Annotated in this window: 21 protein-coding genes; 8 read left to right on the top strand and 13 right to left on the bottom strand. The window is 70.1% G+C overall.

Features of this window, described 5'->3' with window-relative positions:
- The first annotated feature begins 344 nt into the window (after positions 1 to 344).
- From A4X17_RS10970 to A4X17_RS10955, 4 genes are read left to right on the top strand one after another with little or no spacing between them, the layout of a single operon-like run.
- A complete protein-coding gene (locus A4X17_RS10970; protein ID WP_064295721.1) occupies positions 345 to 1,514 on the top strand; it encodes a Gfo/Idh/MocA family protein in 1,170 nt (389 codons plus the stop codon).
- Positions 1,511 to 2,698 carry a dihydrodipicolinate synthase family protein gene (locus A4X17_RS10965; protein WP_064295712.1) on the top strand — a complete coding sequence of 396 codons (1,188 nt, stop codon included), beginning with the start codon at positions 1,511 to 1,513 and terminating at the stop codon, positions 2,696 to 2,698. The genes A4X17_RS10970 and A4X17_RS10965 overlap by 4 nt, the downstream gene beginning before the upstream one ends.
- Positions 2,695 to 3,675, top strand: a complete 981-nt coding sequence (locus tag A4X17_RS10960; protein ID WP_082916106.1) for a sugar phosphate isomerase/epimerase — start codon at positions 2,695 to 2,697, stop codon at positions 3,673 to 3,675. The genes A4X17_RS10965 and A4X17_RS10960 overlap by 4 nt, the downstream gene beginning before the upstream one ends.
- Positions 3,676 to 3,734: 59 nt before the next feature.
- Positions 3,735 to 4,784: a LacI family DNA-binding transcriptional regulator gene (locus tag A4X17_RS10955; protein ID WP_064295711.1), complete on the top strand. Its 1,050-nt coding sequence runs from the start codon at positions 3,735 to 3,737 to the stop codon at positions 4,782 to 4,784.
- Between the two features lie 120 nt (positions 4,785 to 4,904).
- Here A4X17_RS10955 and A4X17_RS10950 read toward each other — a convergent pair whose 3' ends face one another.
- The 6 genes from A4X17_RS10950 to A4X17_RS10925 all read right to left on the bottom strand — a co-directional run bounded on the left by A4X17_RS10950 (position 4,905) and on the right by A4X17_RS10925 (position 11,508).
- On the bottom strand, positions 4,905 to 5,792 hold the full coding sequence (locus A4X17_RS10950; protein ID WP_064295710.1) for a DarT ssDNA thymidine ADP-ribosyltransferase family protein: 888 nt from the start codon (positions 5,790 to 5,792) through the stop codon (positions 4,905 to 4,907).
- 116 nt (positions 5,793 to 5,908) lie between these two features.
- A complete protein-coding gene (locus A4X17_RS10945) occupies positions 5,909 to 6,487 on the bottom strand; it encodes a DUF1648 domain-containing protein (protein ID WP_064295709.1) in 579 nt (192 codons plus the stop codon).
- A gap of 177 nt (positions 6,488 to 6,664) precedes the next feature.
- Positions 6,665 to 8,170 (bottom strand): MFS transporter, encoded by a 1,506-nt coding sequence (locus A4X17_RS10940; protein WP_064295708.1) that lies wholly within the window; start codon positions 8,168 to 8,170, stop codon positions 6,665 to 6,667.
- Positions 8,171 to 8,331: 161 nt separating this feature from the next.
- Positions 8,332 to 9,510, bottom strand: coding sequence for a cystathionine gamma-synthase (locus A4X17_RS10935; protein WP_064295707.1), 1,179 nt, complete (start codon positions 9,508 to 9,510; stop codon positions 8,332 to 8,334).
- Between the two features lie 132 nt (positions 9,511 to 9,642).
- Positions 9,643 to 11,007: a cystathionine beta-synthase gene (locus A4X17_RS10930; protein ID WP_064295706.1), complete on the bottom strand. Its 1,365-nt coding sequence runs from the start codon at positions 11,005 to 11,007 to the stop codon at positions 9,643 to 9,645.
- A 195-nt stretch (positions 11,008 to 11,202) separates the two neighbouring features.
- Entirely contained in the window at positions 11,203 to 11,508 is a 306-nt protein-coding gene (locus tag A4X17_RS10925; protein ID WP_064295705.1) for a hypothetical protein, read from the bottom strand.
- A gap of 174 nt (positions 11,509 to 11,682) precedes the next feature.
- Here A4X17_RS10925 and A4X17_RS10920 point away from each other — a divergent pair, with 174 nt between their 5' ends.
- Positions 11,683 to 12,360 carry a metal-dependent transcriptional regulator gene (locus A4X17_RS10920; RefSeq protein ID WP_064295704.1) on the top strand — a complete coding sequence of 226 codons (678 nt, stop codon included), beginning with the start codon at positions 11,683 to 11,685 and terminating at the stop codon, positions 12,358 to 12,360.
- Between the two features lie 51 nt (positions 12,361 to 12,411).
- On the opposite strand, the gene A4X17_RS10915 is transcribed toward A4X17_RS10920, so the two are convergent.
- On the bottom strand, positions 12,412 to 13,656 hold the full coding sequence (locus A4X17_RS10915) for an Nramp family divalent metal transporter (RefSeq protein WP_231884363.1): 1,245 nt from the start codon (positions 13,654 to 13,656) through the stop codon (positions 12,412 to 12,414).
- Positions 13,657 to 13,830: 174 nt separating this feature from the next.
- On the opposite strand from A4X17_RS10915, the gene A4X17_RS10910 reads away from it, so the two are divergent.
- The 3 genes from A4X17_RS10910 to A4X17_RS10900 all read left to right on the top strand — a co-directional run bounded on the left by A4X17_RS10910 (position 13,831) and on the right by A4X17_RS10900 (position 15,654).
- Positions 13,831 to 14,535 carry a DUF3105 domain-containing protein gene (locus tag A4X17_RS10910; RefSeq protein WP_064295702.1) on the top strand — a complete coding sequence of 235 codons (705 nt, stop codon included), beginning with the start codon at positions 13,831 to 13,833 and terminating at the stop codon, positions 14,533 to 14,535.
- A gap of 4 nt (positions 14,536 to 14,539) precedes the next feature.
- The gene (locus tag A4X17_RS10905) at positions 14,540 to 15,328 is read left to right on the top strand and encodes a DUF305 domain-containing protein (protein WP_231884362.1); all 789 of its coding nucleotides are present in this window, start codon (positions 14,540 to 14,542) and stop codon (positions 15,326 to 15,328) included.
- A 116-nt stretch (positions 15,329 to 15,444) separates the two neighbouring features.
- Positions 15,445 to 15,654, top strand: coding sequence for an antitoxin (locus A4X17_RS10900; RefSeq protein WP_064295701.1), 210 nt, complete (start codon positions 15,445 to 15,447; stop codon positions 15,652 to 15,654).
- A gap of 93 nt (positions 15,655 to 15,747) precedes the next feature.
- Here the strand turns inward: A4X17_RS10900 and A4X17_RS10895 are convergent, their stop codons facing one another.
- The 6 genes from A4X17_RS10895 to A4X17_RS10870 all read right to left on the bottom strand — a co-directional run bounded on the left by A4X17_RS10895 (position 15,748) and on the right by A4X17_RS10870 (position 23,536).
- The gene (locus A4X17_RS10895; RefSeq protein ID WP_064295700.1) at positions 15,748 to 16,257 is read right to left on the bottom strand and encodes a hypothetical protein; all 510 of its coding nucleotides are present in this window, start codon (positions 16,255 to 16,257) and stop codon (positions 15,748 to 15,750) included.
- 158 nt (positions 16,258 to 16,415) lie between these two features.
- Positions 16,416 to 17,207 carry an aquaporin gene (locus A4X17_RS10890; RefSeq protein ID WP_064295699.1) on the bottom strand — a complete coding sequence of 264 codons (792 nt, stop codon included), beginning with the start codon at positions 17,205 to 17,207 and terminating at the stop codon, positions 16,416 to 16,418.
- Between the two features lie 122 nt (positions 17,208 to 17,329).
- Entirely contained in the window at positions 17,330 to 17,998 is a 669-nt protein-coding gene (locus A4X17_RS10885; RefSeq protein ID WP_064295698.1) for a GntR family transcriptional regulator, read from the bottom strand.
- Positions 17,999 to 18,029: 31 nt separating this feature from the next.
- Positions 18,030 to 19,451, bottom strand: coding sequence for a mechanosensitive ion channel domain-containing protein (locus A4X17_RS10880; RefSeq protein ID WP_064295697.1), 1,422 nt, complete (start codon positions 19,449 to 19,451; stop codon positions 18,030 to 18,032).
- Entirely contained in the window at positions 19,448 to 21,514 is a 2,067-nt protein-coding gene (locus A4X17_RS10875) for an adenylate/guanylate cyclase domain-containing protein (protein ID WP_064295696.1), read from the bottom strand. Before A4X17_RS10875 ends, A4X17_RS10880 begins: the two co-directional genes overlap by 4 nt.
- Positions 21,515 to 21,805: 291 nt before the next feature.
- Entirely contained in the window at positions 21,806 to 23,536 is a 1,731-nt protein-coding gene (locus A4X17_RS10870; RefSeq protein WP_231884361.1) for an ABC transporter ATP-binding protein, read from the bottom strand.
- Positions 23,537 to 23,690 lie beyond the last annotated feature (154 nt).

Below are 23,690 nucleotides of genomic sequence, written 5' to 3'. Positions count from 1 at the left end.
GAGTGTCGTCCTGGGCGCTCCTGGAGTTGCACGGACCACGTCGGACCTCCTTGTCGATCGTCGTTGATGACTTCCCGGAAAGCGTTTCCCGGCTGAGCTGCATCAAGTTCTATCACGGCCTCATCGGACGATGCAACGATTCAATCCGCATCCGTGTTCGATCCGTGATCACCTGTGACCGAATCGGTTCGAACCCTTGCCTTGGCCCCGCACGCCGTTCTACAGTGACCCGGTAAACGCTTTCCGGACGAGCCGCGGCCGCCGGGACCGGAACACGAACCAGAGGAAGAGCCACCGTGTCAGAGCAGACCATCGGGATCATCGTCAACGGCGCCACCGGGCGCATGGGCTACCGGCAGCACCTCGTGCGGTCGCTGCTGGCCATCCAGGAGCAGGGCGGCGTGCAGCTGTCCGACGGCACGCGCCGCCAGATCGAGTTGATCCTCGTCGGCCGCAACCAGGCGACCCTGGACGAGCTCGCTACACGGCACGGCATCGAGCACACCTCGACCGACCTCGACGCGGTCCTCGCCGACCCCCGCTGGGACGTCTACGCCGACTTCCTCGTCACGAAGGCCCGCGCGACAGCGCTGCGCAAGGCGATCGCGGCCGGCAAGACCATCTACACGGAGAAGCCGACGGCGGAGTCCTTCGAGGAGGCGTTGGAACTCGCGCGTCTCACCGCCGAGGCGGGCGTGAAGAACGGCGTCGTGCACGACAAGCTCTACCTGCCGGGGCTGCGCAAGCTCAAGCGCCTCATCGACTCGGGCTTCTTCGGTCGGATCCTCTCCGTCCGTGGCGAGTTCGGCTACTGGGTATTCGAGGGCGACTGGCAGCCGGCGCAGCGCCCGAGCTGGAACTACCGGGCCGAGGACGGCGGCGGCATCGTCGTCGACATGTTCCCGCACTGGAGCTACGTGCTCGAGAACCTCTTCGGTCGGGTCGAGTCCGTGTACGCGAAGGCCACGACGCACATCCCCGAACGCTTCGACGAGCGGGGCGAGGCCTACGCGGCCACCGCGGACGACGCCGCCTACGGGGTCTTCGAGCTCGAGGGCGGCGTGATCGCCCAGCTCAACTCCAGCTGGACGGTCCGCGTCGACCGCGACGAGCTCGTGCAGTTCCAGGTCGACGGCACGCATGGCTCCGCGGTGGCGGGCCTCTTCGGCTGCAAGGTGCAGCCGCGGAACGTCACCCCGAAGCCGGTGTGGAACCCCGACCTCGCCGACGACCACGACTACGCGGGCGACTGGCAGGACGTGCCGACGAACGACGTGTTCGAGAACGGGTTCAAGACGCAGTGGGAGGAGTTCCTCCGCCACGTCGTCGAGGACGGCCCCTACGAGTACGACCTGCTCGCCGGTGCGCGCGGCGTCCTGCTCGCCGAGCTCGGCCTCGAGAGCTCGCGCACCGGCCGCCGCCTCGACCTGCCCGAGGTGACGCTTGGAGGCACGAGCGACACCCCCGGCGCGGACGAGGAGCTGGCATCGCTCGAGGCCTCGGTCGCACGATGACGTCCGTCCCGCTGCTCTCGACCGACGGCACGGTCACCGCGCTGGAGCTCCGCGAGCCCGTCGTGGCCGAGCGCCCGACCACTCCCCTGACGAGCCGCACCGCCTACGCCGCCGCGCACGTCGTCCCGAAGCCTTGGGCGGAGAACGTGCCGGGTGCGCCGGCCGAGCTCGACTGGGACGCGACGCTCGCCTACCGCCACCATGTGTGGTCGTACGGCCTCGGCGTGGCGGACGCGATGGACACCGCCCAGCGGAACATGGGACTCGACACCACCGCCACGCGCGAGCTGATCACCCGGAGCGCCGCGGAGGCCGCCTCCGTCGGCGGTGCGCTCGTCGTCGGTGTCAACACCGACCACCTCAGCGACGAGACCGTCTCACTCGACACGGTCGCCGACGCCTACCTCGGACAACTCGCGTTCGCGGAGGACGCGGGCGCCGGGACCGTGATCATGGCCAGCCGACACCTTGCGAGGGCCGCACAGTCCGCCGACGACTACCGTCGCGTCTACGACCGGGTCCTGTCGGCGGCGCAGGCGCCCGTGGTCCTGCACTGGCTCGGCACGGCGTTCGACCCGAGCCTCGAGGGCTACTTCGGCGCAAGCGACGTCGCCGAAGCCTCGGACACCCTGCTGCGCATCATGACCGACCACGTCGACCACGTCGCCGGAGTCAAGATGAGTCTTCTCGACGCCGATGCGGAGATCGCCGTCCGGCGTCGTCTTCCGGCCGGCACGACGATGTTCACCGGGGACGACTTCAACTACGTCGATCTCATCGCCGGTGACGCCGTCGGACACTCTGACGCCCTGCTCGGGGCGTTCACCGCGATCGCCCCGGCCGCCTCCGCCGCGATCCAGGCGCTCGACGCCGGCGACCCGGCCGCCTACGAGCGGATCCTCCGACCGACCGAGGCCCTGTCACGCCAGATCTTCGCCGCGCCGACCTACTACTACAAGACGGGTATCGCCTTCCTCAGTTGGTTGAACGGTCACCAGCCGGCGTTCTCGATGGTCGGCGGCCTGCACGCAGCCCGGAGCCTGCCGCACCTGTCGGAGATCGTGCGCCTCGCCGACGCGGCCGGCGCGCTCGAACACCCGGAACTCGCCGCCGAGCGCTGGACGGACCTGCTGCGCACGGCCGGTGTCGTCGGCACGCTGACCGCTGCGGGAGGAACCCGATGAGCACCACCGCCCTTCGACAAGCTCAGGGACCGGCGGGACAGGGTCAGGGACCGGCGGGACAAGCTCAGGGACCGGCGGGGCAGACTCAGGGACCGGCGGGCGGCAGCACCACCCCGCACCCGCGACTCTCGGTCAACCAGGCCACGATCAAGTACGCCACCCTCCCGGAGGCGGTCGCGGCCGTCACCGCAGCCGGTGTCACGAGCTTCGGCGCCTGGCGCGAGCCGGTGCAGGAGTACGGCGTCGCAGCCTCGGCGAGCCTGCTCACGGACAGCGGGCTGCGCGTCTCGAGCCTGTGCCGTGGTGGCTTCTTCACCATGCCCGAGGGTCCGGACCGCCGGACGTCGATCGACGACAACCGGACCGCGATCGACGAGGCCGCCGCCCTCGGCGCTCCGGCCCTCGTCCTCGTGGTCGGCGGCCTCCCGGCCGGGTCCCGCGACCTCCTCGGCGCCCGCGAACTCGTCCGCGACGCGATCGGTGAGCTCACCGACCACGCCCTCGAGTCCGGCGTGCAGCTCGCCATCGAGCCGTTGCATCCGATGTACGCCTCGGACCGCGCGGTCGTCTCGACCCTCGGTCAGGCCCTCGACATCGCCGAGCAGTTCGCTCCGGAGGCCGTCGGGGTGGTCGTCGACACCTTCCACCTCTGGTGGGACCCGCAGGTGCTCGAGCAGATCGCCCGCGCTGGTGCGACCGGTCGGATCTCCAGCTACCAGGCGTGCGACTGGGCGACACCGCTCGCCGCGGACGTCCTCCTCTCCCGGCACTATCCGGGTGACGGCGTCGTCGACTTCGGCTCGCTCACCCGTGCCGTCGAGGCGGCGGGGTACACGGGTGACATCGAGGTCGAGCTCTTCAACCAGGACATCTGGGACAGCCCGTTCCAGCAGGTGGTCGATCGCACCATCGACGCGTTCCAGGCGACGGTCGTCCCGCACCTCGACCACGACGACGACGCGATCCACCACCCCTGATCGCCGCGGCCGCCCTGTGGCAGAGTGTGTCTCAGCAGCCGCCAGTACGAAGGAGCGCCATGTCGGTCGACGAGCACCGGTCGACGCCGGTCCCACCGACGCTGCACGACGTCGCCCGTGAGGCGGGGGTCTCCCTCGCCACCGCGTCGCGCGCGCTCAACGGGAGCACCCGGACGGTCAACGAGACGTTCCGTCGGCGGGTCCTCGACGCCGCGCTCCGGCTGAATTACACGCCGAACCTGTCGGCTCAGGCCGTCGCGAAGGGCCTGTCGTCGACGATCTCACTGCTCGTCAGCGACATCGCCGACCCGTACTTCTCGTCCATCGCGGCCGGTGCCATCCGCGCGGCCGACGAGCAACGCATCGCCACGACCATGGCCGTCACGCACCGCGACCACGAGCGCGAACTCGAACTCGTGCGGGTGCTCCGCGGACAACGGCCACGCGCCATCATCCTGACGGGCAGCCGCTGGGACGGGGTGGCGTCGGAGCACCGGCTGTCGGATGAGCTCGCGGCCTACGAGTCCACCGGCGGACGCGTCGTCCTCGTCTCGCAGCGGACGCTCCCGTTCGCAACGGTGCAGCTCGGCAACGCGACCGGTGCCCGCGAGCTCGCCCGGGAGCTCGTCGGTGCCGGGTACCGCCGCTTCGCCGTCATCGCCGGCGACGATCGCCTGCTCACCTCCCGGGAGCGCGTGAGCGGGTTCGCCGAGGGACTGGCCGAACACGGCATCGCGATCCACCCGTCGAGGATCGTCCGGGCAGAGTTCACCCGCGACGGCGGGCGCCAGGGGGCGGCCGAGCTCCTGCAGCTGGGACTCGACGACGTCGACCTGGTCTTCGCCGTCAACGACGTGATGGCGATCGGCGCGATGTCGGCGTTCCGCGCGGCCGGACTCCGACTTCCCGAGGACCTCGCGGTCGCCGGGTACGACGACATCGCCACCTCCCGCGACGTCACCCCGGCGCTCACCACGGTCGCCGTGCCGCTCGAGGCGGTCGGTGAGCACGCGGTGCGGCTGGCGTTGGACCCGGCGACGGACAGCTCGACGACGGAACCCGTCGGCGCGACGGTCCTCCTCCGCGAGAGCACCCCGCCGCGCGCCTGACCCGTCCGGTCCTGTCCTGTTCGCAATTCAGGAACGCCACGGCGAGCCGCCCGCAACCGGTGTGGAGGTGGGGTCGGCTCGCCGGGTGCGTCCTGAATTGTGAACGCGGTGAGGCTTCGCCTAGTCGGCGACGTGCTCCTGGAACCAGGGGGTGTAGGCGGCGACCTTGGTGCGGTGGCCGGCGCCGGCGACGAGTCGCTTGACGTGCTCGCGGACGTTGACCGTCGCGACGCCGATCACGGTGATGCGGTCGAACGGGACGGCGTCGGCGACGAGCACCTCGGCGCGTCGGAGGGCCGCGGGGTCCTCGTCGGTCGCGAAGCGCTGCACCATGCGGTCGGCGGTCATCGCGTTGGCGCCGATGCTCGTGAGCACGTGGGACGCGTCACCGTCGGCGACCACGACGCGTGCCCGGGAGGGTCGACCGGTGTCGGCGTCGAACTCGCCCGGGTGCACGGCAGCACCGTCGATGGTGGTGACGAGGACCACGTAGTCGTTGACCGATGACGCGAGCGCCTCGGCGGACAGACGGACATCGTGCTCGCCCGCGCGGATGCCTGCCCAGAGGTCGGCGTCCGGGGTCAGGAAGAACGGGACGAAGTCGGCCGGCGTGAGGTCGTCGGTGCCGGCGAGGACCATCGTGCGTCTCGCTTCACGGTGGCTCGCGGCGGCGATGTCGACGACCGGCCCGTCGGGGAGCGCCGGTGACGCCACCGGCAGGATGCTGCCGGTCTCGAGGATGCGCTCGAGGTTGCGGATGTGCGTGACGTGGTACAGCCGCTGCTCGCCGACGCGCACGACGGGCAGCGCGGCCGCCGCCTTCGTCACCGTCTTCGCGGTGGCCGCGGTCCGCACGCGGGTCGGTGCCGGCTCGCGGAGCGAGGGAGCGACCGTCGACCGACGGACCTTGGGAGCGGGTGGTTCAGCGACCGGCACCTCGCGGGGCGGCGGCGGGAAGCAGGTCGCGCAGAGGCCGTTGTCGAAACCGTGTTTGCATTCGTCGCTCAAGAGAGTCCTTCTGCAGTCCGGCTCCGAGACACGAGGAGCGGGTCACTGGGGGGACGAGCCGAGACGTACGCATCAAGGGTACGCGGCTTCGGCACCCCTCATGCACGCTGGCGCCGTCAAACGAGACCGCGCTGCGCCCGGAACACCCGAAGGCACGAGACGGCGAGCGAGCCGAAGAACGCCGCCATCAGCACCGGAAGCAGCCAGGGCGCCATCCACGCGGGCACCCCGAGCCAGGTGATGAGTGCGACGACGGCGATGAGCGCGGCGGTCGCGATCGTCAGATTCCCCAGCAGTCGCACGGTGGCGTCCAGCGTGGCAGCCGTCACCTCAGGACGAGGCGACAGTTGCGTCGACCACACGGATGCAGTGGCCGATGGGTGGGGGCCGCCGTCCGATCGGGTCGTTCCGGCGAGCGGCAGGCAGGCGGCGACGATCCAGAAGATCGCCACGACCGCGGCCGCGATGATGACCGGGAGCAGGAACCCGCCGAGACGCTTGTCCGCCCAGGCGTCCGGCCGGAGCGCGGCGTCGAAGTGCACCGGCATGGGATCAGGAGCAGACGGATACACCACCAGGCCGATGACCAGCGTCGCCGCGACGATGACGAGTGCGACGAGATGCGGCCAGGCCGGCGGCCGGCGAACTGGCCGTTCCGCGGAGGCGGTCATCGAGTCCTGCACGATCCTCCTCATCCGCACGAGGCCCCCTCGGTGCACCTGCCACCGACGCCCGGCATACCGGCATATCGTCATCAACGATACCGAGCACGCTGTCACCGTGTCTCGCGGCGCCGCCTGGGCACTGCAGCGATGCGTGGGCGACGCTACCCCCCACGCACCGCAGCACTACCCAGGCGACGGTGTCTCGGCTCACCCGGTCGCGCCTGGCTCCGCTGGTCGGCTCACCCGACGCGCGACGACGACCGCCGCGACACCGGGGACCAGCGCGATCGCGAAGCATCCTGCGAACGCGATCCCTCCGGGAGCGATCCAACCCAGTCCGGCGAACACACGAGAGCCGTCGAGCGCGGTGAACGCCAGTCCGGTCGCCGCGAGCGCGAGGGCACCGCCGATCGCGTCGCCGATCGACATCGCCGCACTGTTGAACCCCTGCGAGCGCTCGTCGGAGTAGGCGAGCGTCATCACGCTGAGTCGCGGGAACATGAGGCCCATCCCGCCGCCGCTCACCACCCAGGCGACGATCGGTACCACCGGCGGCAGGCCGACGAGGGCGGCGGACAGGGCGATCGCGACGGCGACCGTGACGAGCGACGACCCGATCTGCACGGCGTTCGCATTCGACAGCCGGTCCCCGAGGCGCCCCTGCAACCAGGACGACAGCGACCACGCGATCGCTCCACCGGTGAGCGCGAGTCCGGCGAGCGCCGGCGTGAGCCCGTGCTCGCGGGTCAGCAGGTAGGGCACGTACACCTCGGCACCGAAGAACGCGGCGGAGGTCAGTCCGCGCACGAGGATGACCGTCGGGAGCCCTCGGCGTGCGGTGAGCGTGCCGAGCGGGATGAGTGGTCGGAGGGCGAGGATCGCGACGACCGCGCCGACGATCGGCAGCGCCCACGCGGTCCATCCCGAGAACTCCGTCGAGAGGTTGACCGCGAGGACCGCGGCCGCGACGAGCACCGCCCACCCGAGCCGACGCAGCTCCGCGCCCGTCCGCGCGACGGCGGCTGCCTCGCCACCGTCCTCCGCCGACTGCAGCTCGGCGGCCTGCCGCTCGGCGCGTTCGGTTGCGGACGCGCGCAGCATCCGGAGCGCCGGCAGGAGGAGGAGCGTCGCCACGACCACGAGCCCGACCACGCCGAGGAAGACCCAGTGCCAGCTGAACCGCTCGGCGACCACGCCGGCGAGGAACGGCCCGATCAGGGAGGGGACGACCCAGGCGGCCGCGAACCCTGCGAAGATCCGCGGGTGCAGGGCCGGTGGGTAGATGCGGGCGACGAGGACGTACAGGGCGACGGTCATCGCTCCCGAACCGAGGCTCTGGACGAGGCGTCCGGCGACGACGGCCCACATGGTGGTCGCGGTTCCGGCCAGGAGGAGTCCGACGAGGAACAGGACGACGGAGGCGAGCAGCGGCTGGACCGGACCGAGGCGGTCGGCGACCGAGCCCGCGGCGACCATGCCGATGACGCTGACGGCGAGCGGGCCGGCGAAGGCGAGCGCGTAGAGCTGCTCGCCGCCGAGCTCGCCACTCACGAGCGGCATGATCGTCGTGACGGCGAGGGACTCGAAGGCGCCGAGGAACACGAGCGCGCACGCACCGATGGTGACGAGGACGAACCGGCGGCTGAAGATCCCGCGGTCGCGGGGTGTCGGGTCGGCTCCGGTCGCGGGCTCGGGGGTCGTCGCTGTGGTCACGATTTCGAGCCTAGAACCTCAATGCGACTTGAGGTCAAGCGCTGACGAACCCCTGCCCGTTCACCATTCAGGACGTGCCCGGCGCGCCGTCGCCGATCGACGGGCTCGGGCGCAGGGCGCGCCGCAGCCGTCCTGAATTGCGAACGGGCCGGAACGGCCCGCTAGTGCTTGGCGCTCGCCTTCAGGACCTTCGCGAGCGCGCGGTCGAGGTCGGCGATGAGGTCGGCGACGTCCTCGATGCCGACCGACAGCCGGACGACGTTCTCGGGGACAGCCAGCTCCGTGCCCTTCACCGAGGCGTGCGTCATCTGCGCCGGCAGGCCGATGAGCGACTCGACGCCGCCGAGCGACTCGGCGAGTGCGAACAGCTTCGTCTTCTCGACCAGGCGCGTGGCTGCAGCCGGGCCACCGACGAGCGCGAGCGACAGCATGCCGCCGAAGCCGGACATCTGGCGGGCGGCGAGCTCGTGACCGGGGTGGCTCTCGAGGCCCGGGTAGTAGACGCGCTCGACGGCGGCGTGGCCGTCGAGGAACTCCGCGATCGCCTGCGCGTTCGCGCTGTGCTGACGCATGCGCACCGCGAGGGTCTTGATGCCACGCGTCGTGAGCCACGCGTCGAGCGGGGCCGAGACCGCGCCGGCGGCGAACTGGACGAAGCCGAGCTGCTCGGCGAGCTCGTCGTCGTTCATGATGATGGCGCCACCGAGGACGTCGGAGTGTCCGCCGAGGTACTTGGTCGTCGAGTGCACGACGATGTCGGCCCCGAGCGAGAGTGGCTGCTGCAACGCCGGCGAGGCGAAGGTGTTGTCCACCACGGAGAGCACCTCGTGGCGGTGCGCGAGGGCTGCGAGGGCCGCGATGTCGCTGATCTTCATGAGCGGGTTGCTCGGCGTCTCCACCCACAGCAGCTTCGTGCGGCCCGGGATGATCGCCGCTTCGACGGCCGCGAGGTCGCCGAGGTCCACGACCGTGTGCTCGATCCCCCAGGCGCCGTGCACCCGGTTGATCAGCCGGTAGGTGCCGCCGTAGACGTCGTTGCCGATGACGATGTGGTCGCCGGGGCGGAGCGCCGTGCGGATGAGCGCGTCCTCGGCGGCGAGGCCGGAGGCGAAGGAGAAGCCGTGCTTCGCGCCTTCCAGGGCGGCGAGCTGCGTCTCGAGTGCCGTGCGGGTCGGGTTGGCGGAGCGGCTGTACTCGTAGCCGCCGCGGAGCCCACCCACGCCGTCCTGGACGAAGGTCGACGTCTGGTAGATCGGCGGGATGATCGCCCCGGTGGTGGGGTCGAACCCCTGTCCGGCGTGGATGCTGCGGGTGGCGAAGCCGTGGTCGTGCTTGCTCATGGGTGACTCTTTCGGTTCAGGATTCGGGGAGGTGTCGGGTGGGCGACCGGTCGGACTGGCCCGGTCACCGGGGTCGGGCGTGGTCGGGACATCGCCCCGACTCCGCCCACACGACCTGCATGCCGCCCACGCTCAACCCGCCAGGTAGGTGAGGAGGTCGTGCCGCGTGATGACGCCGATCGGCTTGCCGCCGTCGGTGACGAGGAACGCCGGGGCGGAACCGAGCGCCGCGCGCGCCGCCGGGATGGACTCACCGAGGCCGATGAGCGGCAGCGGGTCGCCGACGAACGCGCTCGCGGCGTCGTTCATCTTGGCCGCGCCGCTGAAGACGGCGTCCATGAGGCTCGCCTCGTCGATCGCACCGACGACCTCGCCCATCACCACGGGCGGCTCGGCGCTCAGCACCGGGAGCTGGGAGACGCCGTACTCGGTCATGATGTCGACGACGTCGCGGACGGTGTCGCTCGGGTGCACGTGCACGAGGTCCGGCATCTCCGAGCCCTTGCCGCGGAGGATGTCGCCCACGGTGCGGTCGTCGGCGACCTCGCTGAAGCCGTAGGACTGCAGCCAGGAGTCGTTGAAGATCTTGCCGAGGTAGCCACGCCCGCCGTCGGGCAGGAGGACGACGACCACGGCCGACGCCGGGAGGTCGCGCGCCGCGACGAGGGCGGCCTGGACCGCCATGCCGCTGGAGCCGCCCACGAGCAGTCCCTCCTCGCGGGCGAGGCGACGCGTCATCGCGAACGACTCGGCGTCGGTGACGGCGATGATCTCGTCGGGGATGGAGGGGTCGTAGGCGGTCGGCCAGAAGTCCTCGCCGACGCCCTCGACGAGGTACGGGCGACCGGTGCCGCCGGAGTAGACCGAGCCCTCCGGGTCTGCACCGATGATGCGCACGCCGCCCTCGGAGACCTCCTTGAGGTACTTGCCCGTCCCGGAGATGGTGCCTCCGGTGCCGACGCCCGCGACGAAGTGGGTGATCTCGCCCTCGGTGTCGCGCCAGATCTCGGGACCGGTCGACTCGTAGTGGCTGCGCGGCCCGTTCGGGTTCGCGTACTGGTTGGGCTTGAACGCCCCCGGGATCTCGGCGGTGAGGCGGTCGGACACGCTGTAGTAGGAGTCGGGGCTGTCGGGAGCGACCGAGGTCGGCGTCACGACGATCTCCGCACCGTAGGCGGTGAGCACGTTCCGCTTGTCCTCGCCGACCTTGTCGGGCAGGACGAACACGCAGCGGTACCCGCGCTGCTGGGCGACGAGGGCGAGGCCGACGCCGGTGTTGCCGGAGGTCGGCTCGACGATCGTGCCGCCCGGCTTGAGGTCGCCCGACGCCTCGGCGGCGTCGATGATACGCGTGGCGATGCGGTCCTTCGAGGAGCCGCCCGGGTTGAGGTACTCCACCTTGACGAGCACGGTGGCCGCGATGCCCTCGGTGACCCGGTTGAGCTTGACGAGGGGCGTGTTCCCGATGAGATCGAGCACGGAGTCTGCGTAGTTCATGTCTGCAATCTGTTCCTGTGGTGCGTCACCGCACGACTCTCGCGTGCGTCACCGGATGGCTGGGGCGGCTGAGGCGGCATCCCGGGCAGGGACGGTTCAGCGGGGACAGCAGGAACACGACAGGCGGAGACGCATGCAGACCACCCTACCCGGCGAGTGCAGGGAACGCAGCCGGATGACGGGGCCGATCCGGCGTCAGTGGATCACGACGAGTCGCTGCCGCGGACCGAGTGCCGAGACAGCAGAGACCACCAGCCGGACGGCGAGGGTCAGCACCATGAGGACACCGATGACCGCGAGCACGACCGCGGCGAGCAGCAGCACCGCGAGGAGCGCCGGGAGTCGGCGTAGCGCGAGCTCGGCCGGGCGACGAGGGGGTGTCCCGTCCGCCCCGGGTGCCTCCAGGTGGCCTTCGCCCGCCATGGCGGCGGCGACGAGTTCGAGCGTGGCACGCGCGCCGGATCCGAGCCGTGCGGTCGAGGTGCGCAGCGCCTGGGACATCACGTGGCCCTTCTCGTCGGATGGATCGGTGTTCGCGGGTGCGAGGACTCGACCGTAGCAGTCGGGTGCCCCGTTCGGGGGTGCCGGTGCCCATTCTGCCAGGCGGGCGTGAACACCCGGTGGCCTGCCGAAGGACGCATGATGGACGCGCACCGCGCTCCCTAGACTGGAGGCATGACCGTCTCCGGCCTCTCCGCCGTCTCCCAGGACTACCTCAAGACGATCTGGACGACCTCCGAGTGGGCCGACGAGTCGGCCACCGTCAAGCTGCTCGCGGATCGCATGGGTGTCCGTCCCGCGACCGCTTCCGACGCGGTGAAGCGACTCGCCGCCCAGGGACTCGTCGTGCACGAGCCCTACGGCAGCATCGAGCTCACCCCCGCCGGGCAGGCGCACGCGGTCGCGATGGTGCGGCGGCACCGACTCATCGAGACCTTCCTCGTCGAGATGCTCGGCTACGGCTGGGACGAGGTCCACGACGAGGCGGAGATCCTCGAGCACGCGGCGAGCGACACGATGATCGAGCGCATCGACGCCGCGCTCGGCCACCCGATCCGCGATCCGCACGGCGACCCGATCCCCTCCGCCGACGGCACCCCGCACCGCCCGGACGCGGTCCGGTTGAACGAGGCTCCGTCCGACAGCCCGTTGACGGTGTGCCGCATCTCGGACGCCGACCCGGAGACCCTCCGACACCTGAGCAGCCTCGGCATCGTCCTCGACACCGAACTGAGCGTCGACGACCACCGTGCGTTCGCGGGCGAACTCGAACTCCGGCTCACCGCGACCGGCACGCGCCTCACGCTCGGTCGCCTCGCCGCCGATGCCGTCTGGGTGACGGTCGTCGCCTGATCGCCGGCAGCTCGACTCGCCCGTCTTCGGGCGGATGAACCGCCGGGCGGATCACCCGAAGAAGGTCAGCACGATGAGCGCGACGTTCAGCGAGACGATGAGCGCGACCACGACCCAGGCGAACACCCGGGTGGCGAGCTGGTCGACATGGACACCCATGATCCGCCGGTCGCCCGTGTAGCGCACGAGCGGGATGAGCGCGAAGGGGATGCCGAGGCTGAGGAACACCTGGCTCAGCACGAGCGCGGTGGTCGGGTCGATACCCGCCGCCAGGATGACGAGCGCCGGGATGAGGGTGATCACCCGTCGGGCGAGCAACGGGATGCGCACCTTGAGGAGCCCGCCCATGATCGCCGCTCCCGCGTAGGCGCCCACCGAGGTCGAGGCGAGCCCGGAGGCGAGCAGCCCGATGGCGAAGATCACGCCGATGACGGGCCCGAGCGCGGCGGTGATCGCCGCGTGCGCGCCCTCGATCGAGTCCGTCCCGTCGACACCGCCGAGCGATGCGGCCGCGAGCAGCAGCATCGCGATGTTCACCGCTCCGGCGAGGACGAGTGCCGCCGCGACGTCCCAGCGGGTCGCCACGATGAGCCGACGGATGGCACCGTCACTCGTCTGGACGCCGTGCCGGTCCCTGCTGAGCGAGGAGTGGAGGTAGATCGCGTGCGGCATGACCGTCGCGCCGAGCATGCTCGCGGCGAGCAGGACCGTCGCCGTGCCCTCGAACCGTGGCACGAGGCCTCCGGCCGCGGCACCCCAGTCGACGGGACTGACGAACAGGCCGGCGAGGAAGCCGACGGCGATGACGGCGAGGAGCGTCAGGATGGCGAACTCGAAGTGCCGCTGGCCGTACCAGTTCTGCACGGCGAGGAGCACGATCGAGAAGACCCCCACGATGACGCCGCCGAGCACGAGCGGGATCCCGAACAGCAGGTGGAGCGCCACGGCGCCGCCGATCACCTCGGCGAGGTCGGTCGCGGCGGCGACGAGCTCCGCCTGCGCCCAGTAGAGCCGACGCGGCCCGGTTCGCAGTCGCGAGCCGAGCAACTCGGGCAGGCTCTGCCCGGTGACGAGGCCGAGCTTGGCGGAGAGGTACTGGACGAGCACGGCCATCGCGTTCGCGGCGACGAGCACCCACACCAGCAGGTAGCCGTACTGGGCTCCCGCCGTGAGGTTCGCCGCGACGTTCCCGGGATCGACGTAGGCGATCGCCGCCACGAAAGCGGGTCCGAGCAGGAACAGGAGTCGCGGTCCGCGGGGCGCACGGGTCGTCGGAGCAGCGAGGTCGGTGGTCACGTCGGCCATGTTAGCAACACCGAGCTACATTTGTTAGATGAGTCTAACTCTTGGTTTCAACCGCCGTCTGCTTGGATGAGGCTGAGAATCGACTGCGCATCGCCAGGCGCCGGAACGACCCCCGGAAGCACATCTGGTTCGATAGTTACGCATACAACTTTTCGAGAGGCCCCCGTGACCCCTGCAGCAGATCGCCCCAAGAACACCCCCGTCCCGCCCGCCGTCAAGCAGCAGAGCGTGAAGCAGGAGCGCGAAGCCCAGCGTCAGGCCAAGGTCGCGGCGTTCAAGCAGGCGCAGAAGCGGAAGAACCGCAACCGCCGCATCGGGATCTGGGCCGCTGTCGTCGGTGGCGTGGCCGTCATCGCCGTCCTCATCACGAGTGTCGTCCTCACCCTGCCCAAGAACGCCAGCTATCCCGGCGGCGGCACCGGCACCGGCCAGGACATCGCGGGCGTGGAACTGTTCCAGAACACCTCGGAGCACGTCGAGGGCACGGTCGACTACCCGCAGAACCCGCCGGCAGGTGGTCCGCACAACCAGTACTGGCTGAACTGCGGCGTCTACACCGAGGAGCAGACCAACGAGAACGCGGTCCACTCCCTCGAGCACGGTGCGATCTGGGTCACCTACGACCCGTCCCTCAGCGACGCGGAGCTCACGAAGCTCAAGGAGTTGCTCCCCACCACGTACGTCATCCTGTCGCCGAAGTCCGACCTCCCCTCCCCGATCGTGCTGAGCGGCTGGAACTCCCAGCTGCAGGTCAACAACGCGAGCGACGCGCGCATCGCCGACTTCTTCGAGGAGTTCTGGAAGAGCAACAACGTCCCGGAGCCCGGCGCGGCCTGCACGGGCGCGATCGACGGTCCCGGCAAGGTCTGATCCGTTGACCCCGGCGAGCACCCACGATGCCCCGGCGACCGGTGAACCGGCCGACGGCGGTGTGACCGACGAGGAACTCGCCGCCTGGGAGGCGCAGGGCTCCCCGGACGGCTCCAGCCGGACCCGCGTCGTCATCGCCGCGATGGCCGTCGTCGCGATCATGGTCGCTGCGGCGATTGGTTTCTCGGTCGGCCGGCTCAGCACGCTCGCCGACCCGACGCCCACCTCGACGAGTGCCGAAGCGGGCTTCTCGCGCGACATGCAGGTGCACCACAATCAGGGCGTGGAACTCGCCATGATCATCCGCGACCGGACGGACGCGGTCGACGTGCGCACCCTCGCGTACGACATCGCGACCACCCAGGCGCAGCAGTCCGGGCAGTTGTACGACTGGCTCGTCCAGTGGAACCTGCCGCAGGGCTCACGGCAGCCGGACATGACGTGGATGACGCTCCCCACGCTCTCGGGTGCGAGCGGCCATGCGCACGGCGGCGACTCGGCGACCCCCGGGTCCACCCACACCCCGGGCGATCCGATGCCGGGCCTCGCCACACCCGCCCAGATCGACCAGCTGACGGCGGCGTCCGGGGTCCAGGCCGAGCGGGTGTTCCTGACCCTGATGATCGCCCATCACCGCGGCGCGGTCGAGATGGCCGAGGCGCTGCAGCCGCGGACCACGAACGCGACCGCGCTGGCCTTCACGCGCGCGGTGATCGCGAGCCAGCAGGCGGAGATCGAGCTCATGACCGGCATGCTCGACGACCGGGGCGGACCGGTCGACCTCGCCGGCTGACGCCCCGTCGACCGCCCGGACGACCTGCGGGCTCCGACAAGGGGCTAGCCAGAACACCGACTGACGGCGAAGAATGATCCCGACGCCCGAACGGGCCCGATGAACAGGAGCGACGGATGGCACTGGACGACATCACCAAGAAGGCTCAGGAATTCCTGAACGACAACAAGGTCAAGGACGCCCTGAAGAGCGAGCAGGCCGAGGACATCAGCGACAAGCTCCTCGGCACCGTGGCCGACGCGGCCAAGAAGGTCACCGGCGGCAAGTTCGACGGGCAGATCGACAGCGCTCGCGACGCCGCTGACAAGGCCGTCGGGAACGAGTAGTCCCCGGCTCGAGACGCGTGACGGCCGGGTCCCGACGGGACCCTGGCCGTTCGCGTCTGCGGCGGTCTGCGGTCGATCGTCGCTCCGTGCCGGTCAGCGGCCCTCGACGCCGCCGTCGACGGGGTTGCTCCGGAACCGGTCGAGCGCGATGGCCACGAGTTCCGGAGCGGACAGGTGCGTGTCCTGCATGAGGTCCGAGAGCACTTCTGACGCGCGGCCGCTGAGGGTCAGTTGCACGGTCGCGGAGCGGTCCTCATCGACACCGCTCAGCGCGCGACGACGTTCACCGAGGCTGAGGATGGCCGACCGCAGGTAGGTGCGGCTGGCGACGGTGTCGATCTCCCATCGGCCGGCGCGACGGTTCGCGACGACATTGCCGCGACGGATGTTGGTCATGAGGGACGCTCGGCTCACATGGAGCCGCGCCGCGAGTTCCGCCGTCCGGACCGGACGCGGGAGGTCGTCGATGAAATCCTCGACCAACGCCTCCCGGAGGAGCTCCCAGGCGACGTCCGGCGGGAGTGGCGCCTCGGGCATGCTGCCGCCATCCTGCGGCGGACCCACCCACGCGGTCGTGGGGGCGTCGCGTTCGGTCATCGTCATCGCCCCTCCAAGGTTCCGGCGCTCGAACCTCAAGCATGCTCGGTGCCCGTGGAAAGCGCGTCCCCCAATGCGGGTTGCCCGCGTTCGCGGGGTGCCGCCCCGAAACGACGCACCCCGTCCAGCAAGGGCGGACGGGGTGCGGGCGACGCTCAGACGACTCAGCTGCGGTTCGCAACCGGCCGGGAACCCGCCGGGCGGGTCCCCTCGAACAGGATCCGGTAGCTGAATCCGGCGATCAGCGCGCCGATGATCGGGAACACGATGAAGACCCAGACCTGCGCGAGCCAGTCGCCCCCGCCGAAGATGGCGGTCGCGATGGAGCGCGCCGGGTTGATCGAGCCGTTGTCGATCGGGATCGCGATCAACAGGAACAGCGTGAGGGCGCCGCCGATGGCGATCGGCGCGAAACCAGCGGCGGCCCGCGTGTGCGTGACACCCAGGATGACGTAGAGGAACAGTGCGGTGATGACGACCTCGATCACGATCGCCGAGACGAGTCCGAATCCGCCGGGCGAGAGCTCACCGAAGCCGTTCGAGACGAAGCCGCTTGCGACGGCCTTGTCGAGGAATCCTGCCGGGCCGCCGGCCGCGAGGCCGAAGACCGCCAGTGCGCCGAGGAAGGCTCCGACGAGCTGCGCGAGGATGAACGTCCACGTCGCTCGCCAGGGGAACCGACCGGCGGCGGCCAGCCCGAGCGTCACCGCCGGGTTGAAGTGCCCGCCGGAGACGGGGCCGAACGCGTAGGCGGCGATGGTCACCGAGAGGCCGAGGGCGATCGCCACCCCGAGGAAGCCGACACCCAGGGGGTTCGACGTCTCCTCGCCGAAGAAGGCGGAGAAGGTCGCCGTCCCGACGAGACCGAAGACGAGCAGGAAGGTGCCGGCCAGCTCTGCGAGGAGTTGCGACGCGGTGGTCGGTTCGACGGAGGGTGGGACTTCCGGGGAGGACATCTGGGCTCTTCTCGTTCGAGGTGACGACGTGGACGCGGAGCTCTGGCGAGCACCGCGTCATCAGCAGACTATTGCCCCGCGTCCCACCGGCGACAGCCCCGAGGTCAGCATGGCGCCGACGCTCAGTGCACCTCCAGGTCGTGGAGCGGAACCTGAAGCCGGAAGATGTGCTCGATCGCGAGTTCGGCCCCGACGGCGTCACCGGCGGCGAGGGCGGATCGGAGGTGCGGGTACCCGACGCGCAGATCCGACCAGTCGACCGTCGCCGCGGAGCGCGTGGCCGAGACACGGTAGATCAGTGCGCCGATCACGTCCTTCGTCGCGGAGACGAGGACCGGGTTCTCGCAGTGTTTCAGGAACCGGTCGACGAGCCCCCAGACGCAGCGGCCGTGCGCGTCGGCGTCCTCAGCCGCCACGGTCGTCATCGTGTGTTCGACGAAGGCGAGGAGTTCGGCCCGTTGCCCCGCGGTCAAGGTCGGGACGGTGACCCGGACGACGCCGCTGACGAGCGCTCCGAGGGTCTGCAGCACGGCTGTCCGGTCCTCGGCGCGTGGCTGCGCGACACGGGTGTGCCGCTGCGGTGCCGTCTCGACCAGTCCGACGCGTTCGAGTTCCCGGAGTGCTGCGGCGATCTCCTCGCTCGGAGCGTCGAGCCACTCCCGGAGTTCCGCCTCGATGAGCAGCTCGCCCGAGGCGAGCGTCCCGTCGTAGATCGCCGCGCGGATCCGCTCCGTCACGGACTCGCCGGCGGGAGACGGCCGCGACCCGGACGGTCGATCGGGGTTCGGCATCGGTTCCTCGCTCGACTGGGACGGCTGGCGGCTACCGGCCGATCGTACCGCGGACGATCCCCGCCTCGGCGAGCGCCGCCTGCGCCTGCCGATGCTTGTTGTCGATGGAGGCGCCGATCTCCTGCGCCAGCCGAGGCTTGCTCCGCACGAGCTGGTCGATGGTGGACAGCGGCATCCGCAGGACCAGGGTCGTGCCGTCGGCGATCGCGGCGGCCATGGCGACCTCCCTCGTCAGCGCCGTCTGACCGATGAAGTCGCCGACGCCGAGTCGTTGGAAGGTGATGAGCCCGTCCGTCGTCGGCACGGCGAGATGGACGCCGCCCTCGACGAGGAACCGCATCGCGCCGGGGATCGTGCCCGCCTGCTGGATGGTCTCCCCCGGCCCGTACCGTTCGAGTGCGCAGGTCCTGGCGAGGTCGTCGTAGTCCTCCTCCCGCGCGTGGAGGGTCGGTGCCAAGGCGGCGATGGCGCTCCGCAAGCGCTCCGGCGTCGCGATCGGGTCGGTGCTGTCACCGTCGAGCGCGAGACCGCGGCGCCGCGAGGCGTACCAGAGCCAGGCGCGGAACAGGGCGACGGCGGCGTCGGCGGTGGACGGCCCGGACACGGGGAGGGTGACGGCGAACCGCGCGGCACCGAGGTAGGACGCGGACACCACGTCCCCCGGCTCGAGCATCGGGAGGCCCGAGCCGACCTCGCGGAGCAGCCGGAGCACGTCGTCCGGCGGGTCGTCGGTGGAGAAGGTCACTTCGACGCTCGCGGTGTAGGCACCGACGGGCTGACTCAGGTTCGTGAACGACGACCCGGCGAGCGACGAGTTCGGCACGATCTGGATACCGTTGCCGGTGTCGAGGTGCACCGCACGCCAATTGACCTCGACCACGCGACCACGGACATTCCCGGTGTCCAACCAGTCCCCCAGTTTGAAGGGCTGTTCGAACAGCAGCAGCAGTCCGGAGATGACCCCGCCGACCGCGTTCTGGAGGGCGAGGCCGATCACGATCGAGGTGACGCCGAGCGCGGTGACCAGGCCGCCGATGTCGGCGCCCCACACCCACGAGAACAGGATGGCGAGTCCGATGAGGATCAGCGCGAGCCGAGCGAGGTCCACGAAGATCGACGGGATGCGGTCACGCCACGAGCCCTCCTCCGCGTTGGCGAAGAGCGCCACGTTGAACGCCGACAGGATGAGCAGGATCACGAGGAACCCGAGGACCGTTCCGACGATCCGGACCCAGATGAGGTCGTCCGCCCGCAGCGAAGCGAACACCAGGAGTGCGAACACCGCGCCGACCGGCACGACGTAGTTCCGCATGAGTCGTACCGGCTTGGCCGCGGCGTTCCCGCGCCGGGTCAGTGCGCCCAGCACCTCGGTGAGGACGATGAGGAAGACCGGGACACCGACCGCGAGCGCGATGGCCCAGGGGAACCACGCCTCCTGCCACACCTGCGTCATGATGTCGTCCCTGCCACGACCTGCCAGACGGCCTGCGGACCCCCGCGCGTCTCCACGGTGCCGGCGGCCTCGAAGGTGACGGTGTCCTGCATGCGGTCACGCACCCGCTGGCTGACGAAGATCCCGGCCCGACCGGAGACCGACTGGACCTGGTTGGCGAGGCTGACCGCGTCACCCCACATGTCGTAGGCGAGACTCGTGCGACCGACGAGGCCACTCGTCACGACACCCGTGTCCACGCCGATCCGGAGCGTCAGGTCGGCCTGGTGTTGCGCGTTGAAGCGTTCGACGATCGTGCGCATCTCCAGCGCGAAGTCGAGGGTCCTGCGGACGTTGTCGACGCGGGGCACGATGAGGCCACAGCTCGCGAGGTAGCCCTCCCGCAGCGTCCGCACCTGCTCGATACCGAGTCGCTCCGCAGCCTCGTCGAAGCTGCGGACGAGGGCGTTGAGCATCGACAGCTCGCGCTCCGGGTCGAGGCCTCGGGTGAGGTCGTCGAACCCGACGAGGTCCGCGAAGATGACCGACACGTCCTGGTGGACCTCCGAGATGGTCTCCTCGCCCTCCTTGTAGCGTTTCGCCACCGTGGCCGGCATGAGCGTCAGCAGGAGCTTCTCGTTCTCGGCGCGCTGCTCGTCGATGAGTTCCTGCTTCACCCGGAGGCTGCGACTCATGTCGTTGAAGGCCGCGCCCAGGTCGCCGAACTCGTCACGCCTGTTTCCCGGTACCTCGACGCTGTAGTCACCGGCGGCCACGCGCCGCACCGCGCCGACGAGGGACCGCACCGGGCGTGCGAACACCTGCGCCAGCAACAGCGAGAGCAACGACACGACGACCACGATCGCCAGCACGGAGATGATGAGGTTGCGCGTGAAGTCGGTGACCGGCGCGAAGGCCTCCGACGCGTCGATCCGCGCGACGAGCACCCACTGGAGCCCGTCGATGTCGAGTGGTGTGTACGCCGTCAGGTTCTCCCCACCGAGGTAACCACGACCGATGAGCGTGCCGGTCTCCCCGGCGAGCGCCCGCTCCACGGACTGGGTGCGGGTCGGCTGGATCTCGATCGTGCCCTTGACGTCGACCGCGCGCTGCGCGTCCTGCGGTGGCGTGCCGGCCGCGACGGACTGCTTGAGATACGCCTTCGGGTCCTCGATGAGCAGTCGGGACGTCGAGCGCATCAGCTGATCGGGTCCGGCGAGGTAGGTCTCGCCGGTCTCGCCCAGGCCGTCCTGCTTCCATTCCCCGCCACTCGTCATGATCGAGTTGATCTGCTCGATGGGCACCTGCAGCGCCAGGACACCGTCGATGCGGCCATCCTGCCCCACCGGTGAGAAGATCCACTGCGTGGGGACGTTGAGCGAGGGCTGGTACCGCTCGAAGTCGGTGATGCCCGTGTAGTCGACCGCGTTGGACCGCAGGGCCTTCGTGAACCCGTCGCCGAGGACGCCACCCTGGTACGGGCCCGTCAGCACGTTGGTCCCGAGGTCCGGTCCCTTGAACGCGCTGTAGACGACGTCACCCTCGTCGTCGATGAGGAGGGCGTCCTCGTAGCCGAACCGGTTGATGATCTCGCGGAAGTAGTCGTTGTAGGTCGCGTTGACGGCCGACCACGAGCTCCCGTCACCGGCGTCGTCGACCGTGATCGCCTGGTCGTAGTCGAGATCGGTGGGCGTGTAGACCGACTGTAGGTAGGTCTGGGCCGGGTTCGTCGGGATGAAGGCCTCTGGATCCGCCGTGTCGCCGGTCCGTTCGTTGAGCGCGGGGACGAAGGTGTCCGTGTAGAAACGGTCGACCTCCGCAGCTCGCGCCGGCTCGACCGGCTGCTCCTCGAGCTCCTGGAACGCGTCGTGGTACCGGTTCATCGCATCGACGACGGTCGTGCCACGGGTGTAGACGACGAGCGAGTCCGCCGTCTGGCGGTAGTAGTTGGTGATCTCGCGGGCACGCGACTCGCGCAACTCGGTCAGTCGCTCGAACGACGCCTGTCGGAGGGATTCACTGCCGGAGAGGTACCCGACGATGCCGGTCACCACCGACGCCCCCACGCTGACGAGCAGCAGCATCACCAGGAGTTTCGACTGGATGCTGAAGCCGGGGCGGCCGAAGCGACGACGCCCGAGCCTACGGGACCGCGCGACCGAGGACGGCGCGGGAGGGATCGGAGGACCCGTCGTGGAGGCGTCCACGGGCGGAGTGCCGTCACCTGACGGGGGTCCGGATGGTGCGTTCACAGCTGCGGTCATCGACGAGTCCCCTACTCGATCCGGCGGTGCGCGGGCGTCCCCCTCCTTCGGGGGTCACGATGGCGCTCACTCTAGCCACACGTGTCACGCGCCCACAATGGGCTGGACCGCTCAGACGGTCACGGCCTGCTGCGCGTAGAGCGTCGCGTACACGCCGCCGGCGGCGAGCAGGTCCTGGTGGGTGCCGCGCTCCACGATGCGCCCGCGATCGAGCACGAAGATGACGTCGGCGTGCACGACGGTCGACAGGCGGTGTGCGATCGACACCGTCGTGCGTCCGCGGGTCGCGTCGTCGAGGGCGACCTGGACGACCCGTTCGGAGATCGTGTCGAGGGCGCTCGTCGCCTCGTCGAGGATGAGCACCTCGGGGTCCTTCAGCAGCACGCGCGCGATGGCGATGCGCTGCTTCTCGCCGCCGGACAAGCGGTAGCCGCGTTCCCCGACGAGCGTGTCGTAGCCGTCCTCGAACCGAGCGATCGTCTCGTGGATGTTCGCGGCGCGGCAGGCGGCCTCGAGCTCGTCGAGGGTCGCGTCGGGCTTGGCGTAGCGGAGGTTCTCGGCGATCGTCGCGTGGAAGAGGTAGGTCTCCTGGCTGACGATGCCGATGCGGGAGACGAGGGACTCCTGGGTGACGTCGCGGACGTCGGCCCCCGCCACCATGACCCGGCCGCCCGACACCTCCTGGAAGCGCGGGATGAGGTAGGAGATGGTCGTCTTGCCCGCTCCTGAAGGTCCGACGAACGCGGCGAACTGTCCGGGTTCGATCGTGAAGGAGACCCCGTCGAGGGTGGGGGTCGAGTCGTCCTGGGCGTCGGCGTACCGGAAGGTGACGTCGTCGAAGCGGATCTGCGGTGCGACGCTCGGGAGCGGTGCGGCCCCGGGACGGTCGGCGATCGCGGGCTTGAGGTCGAGGTACTCGAAGATCCGCGCGAAGAGGGCTCCGGAGGTCTGCAGGTCGAGGGCGACCCGCATGACGCCCATGAGCGGGAACAGCAGGCGGGCCTGGATGGTGGTGAAGGCGACGATCGAGCCGGCGGTGACGTCCGCGGCCCCACCGGTGATGAGCCAGCCGGCCACGAGGTAGACGATCGCAGGGATCGACGACAGGAAGATGTTCACCATCGCGAAGAACCACTGTCCGCTCATCGCCTGGCTGACCTGGAGGCGGATCTGGGTACGGTTCTCGGCGCTGTAGCGCTCGACCTCGGTGTCCTGGCGGTTGAAGCTCTTCGCGAGGAGCACGCCGGAGACGCTCAGAGCCTCCTGCGTGATCGCGGTCATCTCCGACAACGACTCCTGCGTCTTCGTCGCGATCCGCGCCCGGACCTGACCGACGCGGCGCTGCGCGATCACGAGGATCGGCATGAGGATGAGGGCGACGATCGTCAGCTGCCAGTTGAGGATGAGCATGGCGACGAGCGCGGAGATGACCGTCACGGTGTTGCCGAGCACGCTCGAGACGGTGTTGGTGAGGACGTTCGCGACGCCACCGACGTCGTTCTGGAGGCGCGACTGGATGATGCCCGTCTTGGTGCGGGTGAAGAAGCTCAGCTCCATCGCCTGCAATTGCGAGAACAGCTTGATGCGCAGGGCGCCCGTGACGCTGTTGCCGACGGTCGCCGTGAGGTAGGTCTGCCAGACGCCGAGCAGCGCCGCGATGATGAACAGCGCCACCATCGCGCCGACGATCTCCGCGAGGGCGACCAGGTTCGGGCTGCCACCGTCGGTCGGGAACAGGCCGACGTCGAACGCCTGCTTGACGAGCAGCGGTGGGAGCACCGCGAGGGCGGCACCGATGACGACGAGCACCATCGTGAGGATGATCTTGGCGCGGAACGGCACGAACAGCGCGACGATGCGCTTGCCGAGGTTCGGGATCCTCGGTGCCTCGGCGTTGAGCGCCTTCTGCGCCGCCGTGTCGCCACCGCTGACGCGGCTGCCCGCGCGGGGCCCGCCGCCCCCGGGTGCACCGCCGCGTCAGCGGTGGCGACACGGC

The organism is Plantibacter sp. H53 (assembly GCF_001650455.1).
Classification (GTDB): Bacteria; Actinomycetota; Actinomycetes; order Actinomycetales; family Microbacteriaceae; genus Plantibacter; species Plantibacter flavus_A.
This window is presented reverse-complemented; position numbering and strand designations above follow the sequence as displayed.

Bases quoted from the DNA above. Each gene is read 5' to 3' on its own strand.
- A4X17_RS10890 (WP_064295699.1), bottom strand. From the start codon at position 17,207: ATGTCCTCCCCGGAAGTCCCACCCTCCGTCGAACCGACCACCGCGTCG.
- A4X17_RS10955 (WP_064295711.1), top strand. From the start codon at position 3,735: ATGTCGGTCGACGAGCACCGGTCGACGCCGGTCCCACCGACGCTGCAC.
- A4X17_RS10965 (WP_064295712.1), top strand. From the start codon at position 1,511: ATGACGTCCGTCCCGCTGCTCTCGACCGACGGCACGGTCACCGCGCTG.
- A4X17_RS10880 (WP_064295697.1), bottom strand. From the start codon at position 19,451: ATGACGCAGGTGTGGCAGGAGGCGTGGTTCCCCTGGGCCATCGCGCTC.
- A4X17_RS10875 (WP_064295696.1), bottom strand. From the start codon at position 21,514: ATGCTGCTGCTCGTCAGCGTGGGGGCGTCGGTGGTGACCGGCATCGTC.
- A4X17_RS10930 (WP_064295706.1), bottom strand. From the start codon at position 11,007: ATGAACTACGCAGACTCCGTGCTCGATCTCATCGGGAACACGCCCCTC.
- A4X17_RS10935 (WP_064295707.1), bottom strand. From the start codon at position 9,510: ATGAGCAAGCACGACCACGGCTTCGCCACCCGCAGCATCCACGCCGGA.
- A4X17_RS10920 (WP_064295704.1), top strand. From the start codon at position 11,683: ATGACCGTCTCCGGCCTCTCCGCCGTCTCCCAGGACTACCTCAAGACG.
- A4X17_RS10970 (WP_064295721.1), top strand. From the start codon at position 345: ATGGGCTACCGGCAGCACCTCGTGCGGTCGCTGCTGGCCATCCAGGAG.
- A4X17_RS10900 (WP_064295701.1), top strand. From the start codon at position 15,445: ATGGCACTGGACGACATCACCAAGAAGGCTCAGGAATTCCTGAACGAC.
- A4X17_RS10945 (WP_064295709.1), bottom strand. From the start codon at position 6,487: ATGAGGAGGATCGTGCAGGACTCGATGACCGCCTCCGCGGAACGGCCA.
- A4X17_RS10895 (WP_064295700.1), bottom strand. From the start codon at position 16,257: ATGACGATGACCGAACGCGACGCCCCCACGACCGCGTGGGTGGGTCCG.
- A4X17_RS10960 (WP_082916106.1), top strand. From the start codon at position 2,695: ATGAGCACCACCGCCCTTCGACAAGCTCAGGGACCGGCGGGACAGGGT.
- A4X17_RS10885 (WP_064295698.1), bottom strand. From the start codon at position 17,998: ATGCCGAACCCCGATCGACCGTCCGGGTCGCGGCCGTCTCCCGCCGGC.
- A4X17_RS10925 (WP_064295705.1), bottom strand. From the start codon at position 11,508: ATGTCCCAGGCGCTGCGCACCTCGACCGCACGGCTCGGATCCGGCGCG.